Source organism: uncultured Flavobacterium sp., from assembly GCF_951805225.1.
Lineage (GTDB): Bacteria > Bacteroidota > Bacteroidia > Flavobacteriales > Flavobacteriaceae > Flavobacterium.
In genome coordinates this window covers 3,179,429-3,195,249 of sequence record NZ_OX638201.1, presented here as the reverse complement: position 1 = coordinate 3,195,249, position 15,821 = coordinate 3,179,429, and the positions used below count along the sequence as shown (strand labels likewise).

Sequence of the window (15,821 nt, the reverse complement as noted above, 5' to 3'; positions counted from 1 at the left end):
CCAAATTATGAGTTTAATACCCGAAGAATTTCAAATCAAAACCCTTATAAATCAAGATACTTATCTTGTAAACGGAGAATTAAAACAATGGACAGGGCAAACCACACCTGTTTTTTCTACAATTTCATCTACAGAAAAATATACACCAACTTTATTAGGATCGATTCCGTTTATGGCAGAGAAAGAAGCTGCCGAAGTTGTTGAAGCTGCAAACGCTGCTTATAATAAAGGACAAGGTTTATGGCCAACCATGAAAGTGGTTGATCGTATTAAATGTATGGAAAACTTCGTAAGACAAATGAAGGAAACCCGTGAGGAAGTTGTGAAACTTTTGATGTGGGAAATTGGAAAAAACCTTGGCGATTCTCAAAAAGAATTTGACAGAACTGTAGAATATATTCAGGATACTATTGATAGTTATAAAGAATTAAACGGACGCAGCGCGCATTTTGAGAAAGTGCAAGGTGTAAATGCGATGATTCGCCGTGGACCTCTTGGAGTTGTATTGTGTCTTGGACCTTACAATTATCCTCTTAATGAAACTTTCTCATTGTTGATTCCGGCTTTAATTATGGGAAATACTGTGATTTTTAAACCTGCAAAACATGGTGTTTTATGTATTTCGCCATTGTTGGAAGCGTTTAGAAGCAGTTTTCCAAAAGGTGTTATCAATATTGTTTACGGAAGAGGACGCGAAGTGGCTTCTCCAATTATGAAATCTGGAAAAATTGATGTTTTAGCATTAATCGGAAACAGTAAATCTGCGATTGCGTTGCAGGATCAACATCCAAACAAAAACAGATTGCGTTTGATTTTAGGTTTGGAAGCAAAAAATCCAGCAATTATTTTACCAGACGCCGATTTAGATTTGGCAATTCAGGAATGTATTGCAGGAACTTTGTCTTTTAATGGTCAACGTTGTACAGCTTTAAAAGTACTTTATGTTCATGAGTCGATTGCTGAAGAATTTAATAAACGTTTCTCTGAAAAAGTAGATGCGTTGGTATTTGGAAATCCTTGGGAAAAAGGAGCTTCGTTAACGCCGCTTCCAGAAACTGATAAACCAGCGTATATTCAGGGATTAATTGATGATGCAACACATAAAGGTGCTAAAATATTGAATGAAAAAGGAGGAAAACATACAGAGAATTATATTTTCCCTGCAGTTCTTTATCCTGTAGATAAAAGTATGCGTGTGTATCATGAAGAACAATTTGGACCTGTTGTGCCAATTATTTCGTTCAAAGATATAAATGAACCTCTTGAAGATATGGCCGAATCAAACTATGGACAACAAGTAAGTTTATTCGGGAAAGATATTAAAACTTTGGCACCGCTTATCGATGCTTTAGTAAATTTAGTTTGTAGAGTAAACCTGAATAGTTCTTGTCAGAGAGGACCGGATGCATTCCCATTTACTGGTCGTAAAGATTCTGCTGTAGGAACTTTGAGTATTCCTGATGCTTTGCGCTCATTTTCAATTCGTACGTTCGTGGCTTCAAAAGATATCGCTTATAATAATGAAATTCTGCAAGAGCTATTAAATAGCAAAGAATCGAATTTTATAAATACCGATTATATTTTGTAATTCCGAGGTTATATATTATTTGTAGACGCCGTCTTTTTCTTCATAGAATTAGACGGTTTTTATTTTTTAGATAATATTAGATGTATTTTCTTTCAAATTGTATTTATTGTAATACTTTTGCTACATTTTTAAATTATAAAAAATGAAGTCTAAAATGAAACAATTTACAATTACATTTCTTCTCTTATTTGCATTAAACTCCTGGTCTCAAAACGATAAAAAATTATGGCTTCAGGAAAATAAATATAATTTAGGGTTATCTTACTTTGAAAAAAAGCAGTTTAATAAAGCTATTGAACCTCTTTTATTTGCTTATAAAATTAATCCCGAGTCGGAAATTGGTCAGGAATCAAAGATTAAAATAGATTTACTGAAACCTATTGTCAGAAATAATTTTATTAAAAAGCTAATTGGAACTTGGAATTTAAGTGGTAATGAACCAACGTGGGTATACAAAGATTCAAAAAACACTAAACTTCATGATACTTTGATGGTTGTTACAAATCAAGAGATTGCTTTTTATGTAAAAAATATAAAAACTGAAGAAAGCAGACTGATTAAAACAGGTAAAATTGAATTTTATGATGTTCTTGAAAGTAATAATTCTGTTACAGAAATTGCAAATTCAGATAATGAATTATGGGCTTTTATTGTAGATGAATCTCTAAATAGTCTTCATTTAATTCATAGTGGTGATGTGACTTCTTCAGGGAGAAAAAAGATTGATTTAGATAATAAAGAAGCATATTATAGGAGAGTTAAATAAAATAAGGATTTCGATTTCTTGTTTTGAATTTATAAACATCTTTTTCTTTTTAAGAATTAGATGTTTTTTTTATTTAAAAATGATATAATTTTATACAGAATTGTAACATTCATTTAGAAAACTCATCTAATATGATAATCAGTATTAAACAATCAAAATTTTGAAACCACTTATGGAAAAAAAAACATTCCAATTTGTATTTATTACATTGTTGTTTTTGGCGCAATATGGCTTTGCGCAAGAGCTTTATATGCCTAGAAATATAAAGGAAGCTTACGAAAAAGGTACACGTTCGAAAGACGGAAAGCCAGGAAAAAACTATTGGCAGAATCATGGAAAATATACTATGGATATTTCTGTAGATCCAAAAACTAAATTGGTTAGCGGAACAGAAACTATCATTTATGAAAATAATAGTAATGATACGCTAAGAAATCTTGCAGTTAGATTTGTAAATAATCTTCATAAACCTTCTTCGCCAAGAAGCGGAACTGTAAATGATGATTTTTTAAGTAACGGATTAACAATTACGTCTTTGAAAATTGAAGGTGAAGTTTATAAAGAAGATGCAAGAAGCTGGGGAACAGTTGGAAATGTAAAAATGAATAAGCCAATTTTGCCTCATTCTAAAACTACAATTTCTATCGATTGGAATTATCCATTATCAAAAGAGAGTGGGAGAGAAGGACAAATCGACGAAACTACTTTTTTTGTAGCGTATAGTTATCCTCGTGTTTCTGTTTTTGATGATTATAATATGTGGGACAGATTGCCGCATACAGATCGTCAGGAGTTTTATAATGATTTTAATGATTATAGTTTTACTGTAAAAGCACCTAAAAATTATGTGGTTTATGCAACCGGAGATTTATTAAATCCTGATGAAGTTTTGCAACCTGAATTTTCGGCTCGTTTGAAAAAATCATATGTTACAGATGAAATTATGCATATCGCAAACGAAACTGAACTAAAAAGCGGAGTTGTTACGAAACAAAATGATTGGAATGTATGGAAGTTTGAAGCTAAAAATATCTCAGATGTTTGTTTTGGATTAAGCGACCATTATTTATGGGATGCGAGCAGTGTTTTGGTCGATAAAAAGACAAATCGTCGTGCAAGTGTTCAGGCGGCTTATGATGTAAAAGGAACTGATTTTGTAAATTCGATAAAAAACAATCAATTTGCTTTAGATTTCTTTTCGAATAGCTGGCCGGGAGTTCCGTATCCATTTTCTAAAATGACCGCTTTTCAAGGTTTTGCAGATATGGAGTATCCAATGATGTGTAATGATTCGCAAATGAACGATCCTGTTTTTGCACAATTAGTTCAGGATCACGAAGTGGCGCATACTTATTTTCCATTTTATATGGGAATCAACGAAACGCGTTATGCTTTTATGGATGAAGGTTGGGCAACTACATTTGAATATTTAATTGGTATTGCAGAACATGGTAAAGAAGCTGCTGATAAATTTTATCAGGATTTTAGAGTAAAAGATTATATAAGTGATGTTTCAACTGAAGAAGATCAGCCAATAATCACAATGTCTACACAAGTTTCCGGCGCAGGATATGGAAATAATTCATATGGAAAAGCTTCTCTTTCTTACTTGGCTTTAAAAGATATGCTTGGAGATGATTTGTTTAAGAAATCATTACACGCTTATATGGACAACTGGAATGGGAAACACCCAATTCCGTGGGATTACTTTAATTCGATGAATACAGCATCAGGAAGAAACCTGAATTGGTTTTTTAAGAACTGGTTTTTTACCAATAATTACATTGATCTTTCAGTACGAAATGTAAATCAAAATATTGTTACCGTTGCAAATGAAGGAGGTTTTGTGATTCCGTTTGACGTTGTTGTTACCTATCAGGATAATACAAAAGAAACTGTACATCAAACACCAGCGGTTTGGCAAACAAATGAGAAATTAGCGAAAGTTATTTTGAAAAATAAAAAGCCAATCAAACAAGTTGTTTTAGATGGAGGTATTTTTATGGATGCCACGCCTTCCAATAATACTTGGTCTGCTAATTAGAAATATAAGCATACAAGAAGGCGTCTTTTCTATTTGGAAAGGCGCCTTTTTGTTTGAGACAAATTGTAGTTTTGAGTTTTATCAATGCTAATTAGAACTTGAAATGTGCCTTTAGGCACTAAATATTGGTAGAAAACATTAATTGGAGCAAATCTAGCGTGCCGTAGGTACGCAATAACGGTCATTTTGTTGCGTACCTACGGCACGCCAACGAATTTCAAATCTAAATAACTACCAATATTTAGTACCTAAAGGCACATTTTATGTTTTGATTTGTAATTATTAACTAATAGAGAATGAAATTTTAAAAAGATATGGATTTAGCAGGTTATTTATTCAAACTGAATGTGACCAATTATCCCGAAAGTCCAAATGTGTATGATTCTTTGGGAGATTTTTATGAAGTAAATGGAGATAAGAAAAATGCAATTGCCAATTATGAAAAAGTATTGGTTTTGGATAAAAACTTTCGGGAAACAAAAGGAAAATTAGAAAAACTAAAATAATTTTTATTTAATAAAAAAACTCAGAATGTCAGGAGAAAAAGATCTGGAGAAATTACTTAAAAGCATGAAACCTCAACATAATGTTGGTGATTATGTTTTTTGTAAAGTTGAGAATTTAGAAAACCTCAACTTAAATGATGTTGAAATGTTCTTTAAAGAAAAAGAAGCCATCACATTAATTCTAAAAAAAGATATAGCAGAACAATTAAATCTGGATTATTCCGTTATAATGTCTTGGATAACCCTTACAGTGCATTCGTCATTAGAAGCAGTTGGTTTGACAGCCGCATTTTCTAAAGCACTTTCAGAAAATGGAATCAGTTGTAACGTTGTTGCAGCTTTTTATCACGACCATATTTTTGTCAATACAAAAGATACAGAAGAAGCAATGAAAGTTCTGAATGCATTTTCAAGATAAGTTTTAGTATCGTTTTTTTGTTGTAATAAACACGATAAATACGAACCTAAATTTAACGAAATCCCTTCTGGCGCCTCTATTGAGACCTTATGTGTTAAAGTCGAAAAAAATATGGAAAACCATAAATGTTTGTAGGATTAATAAATTAGGTTTGTAATTATAAAAATACCACATAAATGAAAAAACTCTATTTTCTTATTATTATCTTATCGTTAACTATTCAGACTTTTGCTCAAAACAATTCTAAAATTACATTCCAGAAAAATAAATATGAATTAGCAGTTTCTTATTTCAAGAAAGCTGATTTTAAGAATGCTATTGATCTATATTATACTGCTTCCAGAATTATACCAGAGAATGAGATTGGTATTGCATCTCTTAAAAAAGTTGATTCTTTAAGAATCATTTTAAGAGAAAAATTATTAGATCAGGCATTAGGTACTTGGAAAACAGTTGGAAATAAACCAGGTTGGGCAACTGATCAAACAAGTAAGAATGCAGGAAAAACTTCTGATGATCTTGTAGAAGTTAATAAAACGAAGATTTTGTATTTCGAAAAAAATAAGAAAACACAAGAAAAGAAACTTATAAAAACAGAGGATATAGTATATTATAACGGGCAAGATTCAGATGATGCTTCTTACTCGAATGTAATCTTATCAGATGGTAATATTTGGCATTGTTCAATAAATGACAGTTCAAATGAAATGCATGTAATTAACATCGCCAAAAAAGATGAAAATGGGACTGAAGAAATAAAAAGCGATAATGAAGAGCGATTTTATATCAAAGTAGAAGAATAAAAAAAGGGAATCAAAATTTTGATTCCCTTTTTTGTATGATAAGATATTTTTACAAGAACTTAAATCCAAGTGAGAAATTTGAAACTGCAGTTTTAATATTTCTTCCTGAAGGATCAAGATCTGTAACGCCTGCAAGATATCTGTAATCAAGAGTAAGTTTCCATAAATCGACACCAACGCCGCCAAGAATACTGCTATTGTTTTTTTCGAAAGCAACGATATTTAGATTGTTATTTGCACTTATATCGGAATAATTCTTCCAGTTGTATCCGGCAAAAAAGCGTACGTTTCCAAGTTTTCCCAAAGGAATAATCTTGAAACCAACAAGTATAGTTGCATCGCTTCCGGCTAACTCATAATCAGTTTCGCCAATACCAGTTTGCGAAAGACTGAATTTTGATTTAGCATATCCAAGTTCGCCCTGAGCATAAAAAAGTAATAAATTAACCCTTGCAAATCCGGCAACTCCATAACCGGTTCCGGAACTTTTTGAACTAAAATCATCAGTAAGAGGCGAAGTTATGTTATAAGAAACCTGAGGTCCAAATTGTATTAATTGTGCAAAGCCATTTACACTAATACACAAAAATGCTGCTAAAAGGATTTTTTTCATGACTGGATTTGTTTTTAGATGACATAAAAATAAATATTATAAATTAGATTCGAACGATTTATCTTATTTATTTCGAGTTAATCTGTGTTTTTTGGTTTTGTATGTTTTTGATAATGAATGGAATGTGTATATCTGTAAAGCAAGAGAATATAATTTTAAAAAACTTAAATTTGAATGTTTCAAAAAAAGATAATAATGGAAATTAAAGCAATAAACGCATCTCAAACCTGGGAAATTAGACATAAAGTTATGTGGCCTGATCAACCTATTGAATTTGTGCAATTAGAAGAAGATAATCTGGGTTTGCATTTTGGAGTTTTTGATCAGGAAAAATTAATTTCTATTGTTTCTTGTTTTATTGATAATCAGGAAATGCAATTTAGAAAATTAGCAACTTTAGAAGAATATCAAGGAAAAGGAATTGCCTCAGAATTGTTAAATTTTATTTTTGAAATTGCTAAAAAGCAAAATTTAAGTAAAATATGGTGCAATGCAAGAAGCAATAAAAAGTCATTTTATGAGAAATTTGGAATGACAGATACTTACAAAACATTTGTCAAAGAAAACCAGGAATTTACTATAATGGAAATTTTGCTATAGTAATAAGATTGAAATTTATTGAATAAGATATACGATATCAATTAATTGCGATTTTAATAGTTTTTACTCTATTTAAAGTCTTGCTGTAAAACGATTCTGATTTGTAAGTGTTTTTTTATGATTTTTCTGCATGAAAAAATAACATTTTAATAAAATTGATGCTAAAAAAAACAATTAAAACGTTTTCGTGTTTTTTAAATGTTAAAGCTTATCAAAAAATCTTTTTTTGTTTCGATTCTTTCATTACTTTCGCACCCAAATGAGAAAGTTAATAGTATTTTTAGTATTCATGAATATGCTTCTGTTCGGCGGAGGGCAATATCTTAATGCTGGTACTCCTCAAAACTTTCATCAACATACTCTTGAGAAAAAGCACCGAGTAAAATTCACAAATCAGGATCAGGGATCTTCAATAATCGAAGATGCAGATGTAGATCTTGAAGAGGAATATCTTGGAAGCGGCGATCTTAAAGATGGACTTACGAATAAATTTTTTGCAACAAACTACAGTTTACTTGACAAATGGTATCTTTCCTTTTCAAGTCAGACTATTGTAAATAATTACAATCGTTTTAAATTCTTCGTGCCATTCTGTGGCAACTCAAATCCTATTTACATTACCCAACAGGTTTTAAGAATTTGATTCAACAGTATACATCGGTTGCCTAAGTTGTGATCTGCATATCTTGTTGATGTATATTTTTTTATTACTTCTTCTTATATGAAAGTTTAGTTATAACTAAGGTTAGCTGATGCATTTTTTCATCTAAAGGAATCACTGTATTCCAAGCATTCAATCGCTTAATTTCCAAACTAAATCATGAAAAGAATTATCTTGTTCACAGGCTTAATTGGCCTAGTGTGCCTTACTAGTTGTACAACTAAAAAAGAAGAAAAAGAAGAAGTGGAAAAATTTACCGCAACAAATCCGGTACTAATTGATACTTCATTTGTAAAAGAATATGTTTCTCAGATTAAATCTGTACGTAACATTGAAATCCGTGCTCAGGAAAAAGGATTTCTACAAAACATTTATGTTGATGAAGGACAGTTTGTAAAAAAAGGACAACTGTTGTTTAAAATTATGCCAAATATGTATCAGGCTGAATTGCTTAAAGCACAGGCTGAACAGAGATCAGTAGAAATTGAATTGCAAAATTCAAAATTACTGGCAGATAAAAATATCGTTTCTAAAAACGAATTAAGTGTTGCTCAGGCAAAATTACAATCAGCAAAAGCTGAGGTTGCATTAGCAAAACTTCACTTATCATTTACAGAAATCAGAGCTCCGTTTGACGGAACTATCGATCGTATTCCATTAAAATTAGGAAGTCTTATTGACGAAGGCGAATTAATGACAAGTCTTTCAGACAACAGTCAAATGTTTGCTTATTTTAATGTTTCAGAGCCAGAATATATTCAGTATCAAACAGATGTAAAAGACCGTGCTGATAATAAAGTAAGCTTGGTTTTGGCTAATGGTGATACTTTTAAAGAACAAGGAAAAGTAGAACTTATCGAAAGTGAATTTAACAATGAAACAGGAAACATTGCTTTTAGAGCAAGATTCCCTAATTCAGGAAAATTGCTTAGAAACGGAGAAACTGGACAAGTTAAAATGTTAGTTCCTCTTAAAAATGCGATCATAATTCCGCAAAAAGCAACTTATGAAATTCAGGATAAAAAGTATCTTTTTGTTATCGATAAAAACAACAAAGTAAATTCGAGAGAAATTACAATTACAGGCGAAATCCCTGATTTGTATGTAGTTAAAAGCGGAGTTACTCCAGATGATAAAATTTTACTTGAAGGAGTTCAGAAAGTAAGAGAGAACGACAAAATTAAATATGAATTCCAATCTCCAAAAGAGGTAATGAATCATTTGCGTACAAAAGCAGAATAGATTTAACTGGTTTAATCATTAAAAAAATATAAAATGTTTAATAAATTTATTCAAAGACCTGTATTGTCGATAGTAATATCGCTTGTAATTGTCTTTTTAGGGGTATTGTCGGTATTAAATTTACCTATTACTCAGTTCCCTACAATCTCACCACCAATGGTGAATGTTACCGCAGATTATCCAGGATCTAACGGTGAATTAATGATCAAAGCGGTTGTTATTCCTTTGGAGAGAGCCTTAAATGGTGTTCCTGGAATGAAATATATGGCTTCTGATGCGGGAAATGATGGTGAAGCTACTATAAAAGTTGTTTTTAACTTAGGAACAGATCCTAATCAGGCTGCGATCAACGTTCAAAACCGTGTAGCTTCGGTTACTAATAAATTACCTCCATTAGTTATTAGAGAGGGTATTAAAATTACACGAGAAGTGCCGAGTATGTTGATGTACGTGAATCTTTACAGTACAGACAAAAATACCGACATGAAGTTCTTGTATAACTATGCTGATATCAACGTACTTTCTGAATTGAAAAGGGTTAATGGTATTGGTTCTGGAGATATCTTAGGAACACGTGAATATGCAATGCGTATTTGGTTGAAACCAGATCGTATGTTGGCTTATAAAATTTCTGCTGATGAGATAATGGAAGCATTATCAAGTCAGAGTTTAGAGGCTTCGCCTGGTAAAACAGGAGAAAGTTCAGGTAAACGTTCTCAGGCTTTTGAATATGTATTAAAATATTCAGGACGTTTTACAACAAAAGAACAATACGAGAACATTGTTGTAAAATCAAATGCTAACGGGGAACTTTTACGTTTGAAAGATGTTGCGAAAGTAGAATTTGGAAGTTCGATGTACGATATTTATTCGAACTTAAACGGTAGACCATCTGCCGCTATTGTATTGAAACAATCGTTTGGTAGTAATGCCAATCAGGTTATTGAAGAGGTAAAAGCTAAATTAGAAAAAATCAAGCAAAGATTCCCTAAAGGAATGGATTATGAAATTTCGTATGACGTTTCTAAATTCCTTGATGCTTCTATCGAAAAAGTAATTCACACTCTTGTAGAAGCTTTTATTCTGGTAGGTATAGTAGTTTTCCTTTTCTTAGGAGACTGGCGTTCTACGGTTATTCCAGCAATTGCGGTTCCTGTATCTTTGATCGGTACGTTTGTGTTCATGACATTCTTTGATATTTCATTGAACTTAATTACATTATTTGCTTTAGTTCTAGCGATTGGAGTCGTCGTCGATGATGCGATTGTTGTAATTGAAGCTGTTCACGCCAAGATGGAGGAAGAGCATCTTTCGCCACTTAAAGCAACTAAAAAAGCGATGCATGAAATTGCAGGAGCGATTATAGCGATTACATTCTTGATGGCTGCGGTATTTATTCCTGTTGCATTTATGTCTGGTCCGGTTGGGGTATTTTACAGACAGTTCTCTGTAACTATGGCAACGGCAATTATCCTTTCTGGAGTTGTGGCTTTGACTTTGACACCGGCACTTTGTGCGATGATGTTAAAAAATAATCACGGTGAGGTTAAAAAGAAAACTCCGGTAAATATATTCATAGACGGATTCAATAATAAATTCAATTTAGCACAAGGTAAATACCAAAATCTATTAGGTAAAATTGTAAACAGAAGAGCGATTACGATTATTGCACTTCTTGGATTTTGCGCCGGAACATGGATGATTAGTAGTACTGTTCCTTCTGGATTTATCCCGAATGAGGATCAGGGGATGTTTTATGCAGTTATTCAAACGCCACCGGGTTCATCATTAGAAAGAACAAATAATATTGCTGAAAGACTTCAGAAAATTGCTGAAAAAATTGATGGAGTAAAATCAGTTTCTTCATTAGCAGGTTACGAAATTCTATCTGAAGGTACAGGTTCAAACTCAGGAACTTGTTTGGTGAATCTTAAAGACTGGAGTGACAGAAAGCATTCTGTTCTTGAGATTATGGCCGAAATGGAAGAAAAATCTAAAGACATTGCAGGTGCTAATATCGAATTTTTTCAACCGCCTGCTGTACCAGGATATGGTGCTGCCGGAGGATTTGAGCTTCGTTTGTTAGATAAAACAGGTTCTAATGATTACAAAAAAATGGAGCAGGTAAATAATGATTTCGTTAAGGAGTTAAATACTCATCCGGAATTAACTAACGTGTTCAGTTTTTATAGTTCTAGTTTCCCTCAATACATGATGAAAGTAGACAACGATATGGCGCAGCAAAAAGGAGTTTCTATCGAAAACGCCATGAATACTTTGTCAACTCTTGTGGGTAGTAACTACGAAATTAGTTTCATTAAATACGGAATCAACTATAAAGTAATCGTTCAGGCTTCTCCGGAATACCGTGCTCAGCCAGACGATATTTTGAAGTTGTATGTAAAAAATAATCGTGATGAAATGGTTCCTTTTTCTGCTTTTATGAGATTAGAAAAAGTTTACGGACTTTCTGAGATTACAAGACATAACATGTACACTTCTACACAAATTAGTGGTTCTGCGGCACCAGGTTATAGTTCTGGTACTGCGATTAAAGTAATTCAGGAAGTTGCGGCTAAAAAATTACCTAGAGGTTATGATATTGACTGGGCAGGTATTTCTGCCGATGAGGTTGCTCAGGGTAATCAGGCTATTTGGGTATTCTTAATCTGTTTAGGATTTGTTTACTTGGTATTAGCAGCTCAATACGAAAGTTTTATTTTACCACTTTCTGTAATTCTTTCTTTACCAGCGGGTATTTTTGGAGCTTTCTTATTATTGAAATTAACAGGATTAGAAAACAACATTTATGCTCAGGTTGCCATGGTAATGCTTATTGGTTTACTTGGTAAAAATGCCGTGTTGATTGTAGAGTTTGCGATACAGCGACATGCTGCAGGCAAAACAGTTCTTGAAGCAGCAATGGAAGGAGCGAAAGCGAGGTTCCGTCCAATTTTGATGACTTCATTTGCTTTTATTGCCGGATTATTGCCACTTGCTTTTGCTACTGGTCCGGGTAAAATTGGTAACAGAACCATTGGTACTGCCGCTGCCGGAGGTATGCTTATCGGAACTATTTGTGGTGTATTTGTGATTCCTGGATTGTATTACATCTTTGGAAAAATTGCAGAAAGACACAAATTAGTTAAACATGAAGAAGAGAATCCATTAACAGAAGAAATTGATAACAATCATGTATAAATTCAAATCATATCAATATGGTATTGCATTAGGTTTATGTCTTACGGTTGCAGGGTGTAAAGCCCCTGCGCCTGAGGCAGCGCCTACTACAAGCACGCCAGTTCCTGAATCATTTGGTCAGACTACCCAAACTCAGGACGCAAACAATAACACATCAGCATTGCAATGGAAAGATTATTTTAAAGATCAAAACCTTGTTGACCTTATTGATGTTGCATTAAAAAACAATCAGGAATTAAACATCACTTTGCAGGAAATTGAAATTGCAAAGAATGATATCCGAGTTAAAAAAGGACTTTTATTGCCAACAGTTGGTGTTCGCGCCGGAGCTGGAATCGAGAAAGTTGGTAGATATACAAGCCAAGGTGCGGGTGATGCTACAACAGAGATCAAACCGGGAGTAGAAACTCCTGATCCACTTGGTGATTTTACAATTGCAGCTTATGCAAATTGGGAAGTGGATATCTGGAAAAAACTGCGTAATTCTAAAAAAGCAGCTTTAAACAGATATTTAGCTACAGTTGAAGGTAAAAATTTCGTGATTACAAATCTTATTGCTGAAGTTGCTGATTCTTATTATGAATTATTGGCTTTGGACAATCAATTGGATATTATAAATCAAACGATCAAATTACAGTCAAATGCTTTAGAAATTGTAAAAATTCAGAAGCAAGCTGCAAGAGCAACAGAACTTGGAGTTAAGAAATTTGAAGCAGAGGTTTTGACTTCAAAAAGTATGGAGTTTGATATTCGTCAGCAAATAAAAGAAGCGGAGAATAAAATCAACTTTTTGTTGGGTAGATATCCACAGGAAATTAAAAGAACAAGCAGCACCAATTTCTTGAGTTTATTGCCTGCAGCAGTTAGTTCTGGAATTCCGTCTCAATTATTAGCAAATCGTCCAGATGTTAAACAAGCAGAATTAGAGCTTGTAGCAGCAAAATTAGACGTAAAAGTAGCTCGTGCAGAGTTTTATCCTTCATTGGATATTTCGGCTGCGTTTGGAGTACAAGCATTTAAGCCGGCTTATTTGTTTACATTTCCGGAGTCTATTTTGTATTCTTTGGCAGGAGATTTAGCTGCGCCATTGATTAACAGAAATGCAATTAAAGCTGAATTTGCAAGTGCAAATGCAAGACAACTTCAGGCATTATATAATTATGATCGTACGGTTTTGAACGCTTATTTAGAAGTTTCAAACCAACTTTCTAAGATCGAAAACTTACAAAAAGGATACGATCTTAAATCACAACAAGTTGATGCTTTAAACACATCAATTGATGTTTCTAATGATTTGTTTAAGTCAGCGAGAGTTGATTATTTCGAAGTTTTAATGACACAACGTGATGCATTAGAAGCGAAATTAGAATTAGTAGATACTAAAAAAGAACAACTGAATGCTGCGGTTCATGTTTACAGAGACCTAGGCGGCGGTTGGAAATAGAATGCCTATTTTAATTAGTTATTAGTAGGGGAGCCTTCCAGAAGTAAAATTCTGGGAGGTTTTTTTTATGTTTAAAAGAAAGCTGTAATAAATATTAAACTTTCTTATGGAAATTGATGCCCTAGCCCTGATAGAAGCGGTATCCTTTTCTTGCCTTCTTTAGGCAGGAAAAGATATAGTGGATAGCAGGAAATAGCTCCTTATAAAACAACTAATAATTTGTGTTATTTAGGAATGGATATTTTTGCTCTAAAGCCTTTATCAGGTTCTGTTTCAAAATCGATAGTTCCTTTTACGGCTTGAATTCGGCTTTCCATGTTATTGAGACCGTTTTTTAGCATCTTTGTTTTTTCGGAACCTTTACCGTTGTCAGTATAGTTTATTAAGATTGATTTTTGGTCATTTTCAAATTTTATAACAACCAGTTTTGCCATACTGTGTTTCTTCATATTCACCATTAATTCCTGTAAAATTCGGCTAATAGTGACTTTTTTAACGTCATCGATAATTTCCCAGTTAATATCATCCAGATTGGTAATCATGATATTTCTTTCGCTGGTATTGTAAGTCGAAAGCATTTCTCTTATAGTGGAAGTGAAATTTACACCAGTATCAATTTTGTTATTTTCTTTTGAAATTCCTCGCACACGTCCGTAAATATCATCTAATTTTTGAAGAAGATTCTCTTTTGTGTTTTCGTGAGATAATGTTTGAGATTCGGCAAAAGCGATCACATGATATACATCGTTTGCTAATTCATCGTGGATTTTTTTAGCAATTCTAGCTTCTGTATTGTACGAAGTCTTAAATTCTATAGCTTTGTTTTTGTTTTTATAATAACGTATTAAAATCGCTATCAGAATAACTAAAAAGATAAAAATAATAACAAATACAATTCTTAGATATGTGGCTTTTTGAAGCGATAATTCGTTTTCGGCTTTTTCTAAACGAAGTTTTGCATTTTCGTCTTTTTCTTTTTTAGAATCGTACTTTATTTTAGCAAACTTGTTTTTAAAATTATTTCTAACTTTAATAAGACTGTCATTTAAGGTAAAATACCGTTGTACATATTTGTCGGTTTGGTTACTGTGATTATTAGAGATTAAAATTTGCAACGCTTCTAATCTTTCGTCAACACTGTTTAGTTTCGTGGCTATATTGTAGGCCGTAAGAGCATTCTCATCTGATTTTTGAATGTCTTTTTTAGCGTAATAATCTGCAAGGTGCAGATAGCTTTCAATGCTTCCATAAGTATCCTTGAATTTATTTCTTGTTTGAAGTGCGTCATTCATTAAGCGGAATCCTTTTTCATCCATTCCTTTCTTAAAATAAGCATAACCCAAATTGTCCTTGAGTCTTGCTTCGCGAGCTTCTTGACCTTTTTCTTTTAATAATTTGTTGCTTAAAATAGATTCTAAGAGAGTGATTGCCTGATCATATTTTTTTTGTTGGATGTAAACTGGCGCAATATTACTTAAAGAGATTTGTTTTTTAAGTGGGTCTTTAAACTCATTGGCTGCTTTTTTATAATAATGAATAGCATCGTTGTAAAGTGAAAGTTCTTTGTCAGCAATGCCCAATGTATTATTTATATCAGATGTATAATCATTATTTTTTTTAACATAAGGTAATGCTTCAGTTACGGTTTCCTTACTGCCATAATAGTCTCCGTTGACTTGCTGAATGGCTGCCATTTGAATAAGTATGTATGCAATATTAGCACTGTCTTTTAATTTTTCAAAAAGTAACTTTGATTTATTATATTCGTTAAAAGCAATATTGAAGTCTTGTTTGTCTTGATCTTCAGCTGCTTTATCTCGTAAACTAAGCGCCTCTTTTTCTATAGCTTCGGTGTTCGTATTAATCGTCGTTTTTTCTTTACATGAAAAAAGAAAAAGAAAGATAATAAAATAAAAAAACGGGGACCGTAACATA

The 15,821-nt window shown here is 32.8% G+C and carries 13 protein-coding genes; 11 read left to right on the top strand and 2 right to left on the bottom strand.

Going from position 1 to position 15,821, the window contains the following annotated elements:
- The first annotated feature begins 7 nt into the window (after window positions 1-7).
- The 6 genes from WN975_RS12765 (at window position 8) to WN975_RS12740 (ending at window position 6,125) form a co-directional block, all read left to right on the top strand.
- Complete coding sequence (locus WN975_RS12765; RefSeq protein WP_337966878.1) at window positions 8-1,588, top strand: NADP-dependent glyceraldehyde-3-phosphate dehydrogenase; 1,581 nt, start codon at window positions 8-10, stop codon at window positions 1,586-1,588.
- A 154-nt stretch (window positions 1,589-1,742) separates the two neighbouring features.
- Window positions 1,743-2,354, top strand: coding sequence for a tetratricopeptide repeat protein (locus tag WN975_RS12760; protein ID WP_337966877.1), 612 nt, complete (start codon window positions 1,743-1,745; stop codon window positions 2,352-2,354).
- A gap of 172 nt (window positions 2,355-2,526) precedes the next feature.
- Window positions 2,527-4,398, top strand: coding sequence for a M1 family metallopeptidase (locus WN975_RS12755; RefSeq protein ID WP_337966876.1), 1,872 nt, complete (start codon window positions 2,527-2,529; stop codon window positions 4,396-4,398).
- A gap of 314 nt (window positions 4,399-4,712) precedes the next feature.
- Window positions 4,713-4,904, top strand: a complete 192-nt coding sequence (locus tag WN975_RS12750; RefSeq protein ID WP_337966875.1) for a hypothetical protein — start codon at window positions 4,713-4,715, stop codon at window positions 4,902-4,904.
- A 25-nt stretch (window positions 4,905-4,929) separates the two neighbouring features.
- On the top strand, window positions 4,930-5,322 hold the full coding sequence (locus WN975_RS12745) for an ACT domain-containing protein (protein WP_337966874.1): 393 nt from the start codon (window positions 4,930-4,932) through the stop codon (window positions 5,320-5,322).
- A gap of 176 nt (window positions 5,323-5,498) precedes the next feature.
- On the top strand, window positions 5,499-6,125 hold the full coding sequence (locus tag WN975_RS12740) for a hypothetical protein (RefSeq protein WP_337966873.1): 627 nt from the start codon (window positions 5,499-5,501) through the stop codon (window positions 6,123-6,125).
- A 49-nt stretch (window positions 6,126-6,174) separates the two neighbouring features.
- On the opposite strand, the gene WN975_RS12735 is transcribed toward WN975_RS12740, so the two are convergent.
- On the bottom strand, window positions 6,175-6,738 hold the full coding sequence (locus tag WN975_RS12735; RefSeq protein ID WP_337966872.1) for a hypothetical protein: 564 nt from the start codon (window positions 6,736-6,738) through the stop codon (window positions 6,175-6,177).
- Between the two features lie 195 nt (window positions 6,739-6,933).
- Here WN975_RS12735 and WN975_RS12730 point away from each other — a divergent pair, with 195 nt between their 5' ends.
- The 5 genes from WN975_RS12730 (at window position 6,934) to WN975_RS12710 (ending at window position 13,886) form a co-directional block, all read left to right on the top strand.
- Complete coding sequence (locus WN975_RS12730; RefSeq protein ID WP_337966871.1) at window positions 6,934-7,338, top strand: GNAT family N-acetyltransferase; 405 nt, start codon at window positions 6,934-6,936, stop codon at window positions 7,336-7,338.
- Window positions 7,339-7,597: 259 nt separating this feature from the next.
- Window positions 7,598-7,981: a hypothetical protein gene (locus tag WN975_RS12725; RefSeq protein WP_199174552.1), complete on the top strand. Its 384-nt coding sequence runs from the start codon at window positions 7,598-7,600 to the stop codon at window positions 7,979-7,981.
- A gap of 177 nt (window positions 7,982-8,158) precedes the next feature.
- Window positions 8,159-9,241 (top strand): efflux RND transporter periplasmic adaptor subunit, encoded by a 1,083-nt coding sequence (locus tag WN975_RS12720; protein WP_337966870.1) that lies wholly within the window; start codon window positions 8,159-8,161, stop codon window positions 9,239-9,241.
- A 33-nt stretch (window positions 9,242-9,274) separates the two neighbouring features.
- The gene (locus WN975_RS12715) at window positions 9,275-12,442 is read left to right on the top strand and encodes an efflux RND transporter permease subunit (protein ID WP_337966869.1); all 3,168 of its coding nucleotides are present in this window, start codon (window positions 9,275-9,277) and stop codon (window positions 12,440-12,442) included.
- The gene (locus WN975_RS12710; protein WP_337966868.1) at window positions 12,435-13,886 is read left to right on the top strand and encodes a TolC family protein; all 1,452 of its coding nucleotides are present in this window, start codon (window positions 12,435-12,437) and stop codon (window positions 13,884-13,886) included. The genes WN975_RS12715 and WN975_RS12710 overlap by 8 nt, the downstream gene beginning before the upstream one ends.
- 224 nt (window positions 13,887-14,110) lie before the next feature.
- On the opposite strand, the gene WN975_RS12705 is transcribed toward WN975_RS12710, so the two are convergent.
- The gene (locus tag WN975_RS12705; RefSeq protein ID WP_337966867.1) at window positions 14,111-15,820 is read right to left on the bottom strand and encodes an ATP-binding protein; all 1,710 of its coding nucleotides are present in this window, start codon (window positions 15,818-15,820) and stop codon (window positions 14,111-14,113) included.
- Between the last annotated feature and the right edge of the window lies 1 nt (window position 15,821).

Coding starts and splice junctions, on each gene's coding strand:
- WN975_RS12765 (WP_337966878.1), top strand. CDS start 8: ATGAGTTTAATACCCGAAGAATTTCAAATCAAAACCCTTATAAATCAA.
- WN975_RS12760 (WP_337966877.1), top strand. CDS start 1,743: ATGAAACAATTTACAATTACATTTCTTCTCTTATTTGCATTAAACTCC.
- WN975_RS12755 (WP_337966876.1), top strand. CDS start 2,527: ATGGAAAAAAAAACATTCCAATTTGTATTTATTACATTGTTGTTTTTG.
- WN975_RS12750 (WP_337966875.1), top strand. CDS start 4,713: ATGGATTTAGCAGGTTATTTATTCAAACTGAATGTGACCAATTATCCC.
- WN975_RS12745 (WP_337966874.1), top strand. CDS start 4,930: ATGTCAGGAGAAAAAGATCTGGAGAAATTACTTAAAAGCATGAAACCT.
- WN975_RS12740 (WP_337966873.1), top strand. CDS start 5,499: ATGAAAAAACTCTATTTTCTTATTATTATCTTATCGTTAACTATTCAG.
- WN975_RS12735 (WP_337966872.1), bottom strand. CDS start 6,738: ATGAAAAAAATCCTTTTAGCAGCATTTTTGTGTATTAGTGTAAATGGC.
- WN975_RS12730 (WP_337966871.1), top strand. CDS start 6,934: ATGGAAATTAAAGCAATAAACGCATCTCAAACCTGGGAAATTAGACAT.
- WN975_RS12725 (WP_199174552.1), top strand. CDS start 7,598: ATGAGAAAGTTAATAGTATTTTTAGTATTCATGAATATGCTTCTGTTC.
- WN975_RS12720 (WP_337966870.1), top strand. CDS start 8,159: ATGAAAAGAATTATCTTGTTCACAGGCTTAATTGGCCTAGTGTGCCTT.
- WN975_RS12715 (WP_337966869.1), top strand. CDS start 9,275: ATGTTTAATAAATTTATTCAAAGACCTGTATTGTCGATAGTAATATCG.
- WN975_RS12710 (WP_337966868.1), top strand. CDS start 12,435: ATGTATAAATTCAAATCATATCAATATGGTATTGCATTAGGTTTATGT.
- WN975_RS12705 (WP_337966867.1), bottom strand. CDS start 15,820: ATGTTACGGTCCCCGTTTTTTTATTTTATTATCTTTCTTTTTCTTTTT.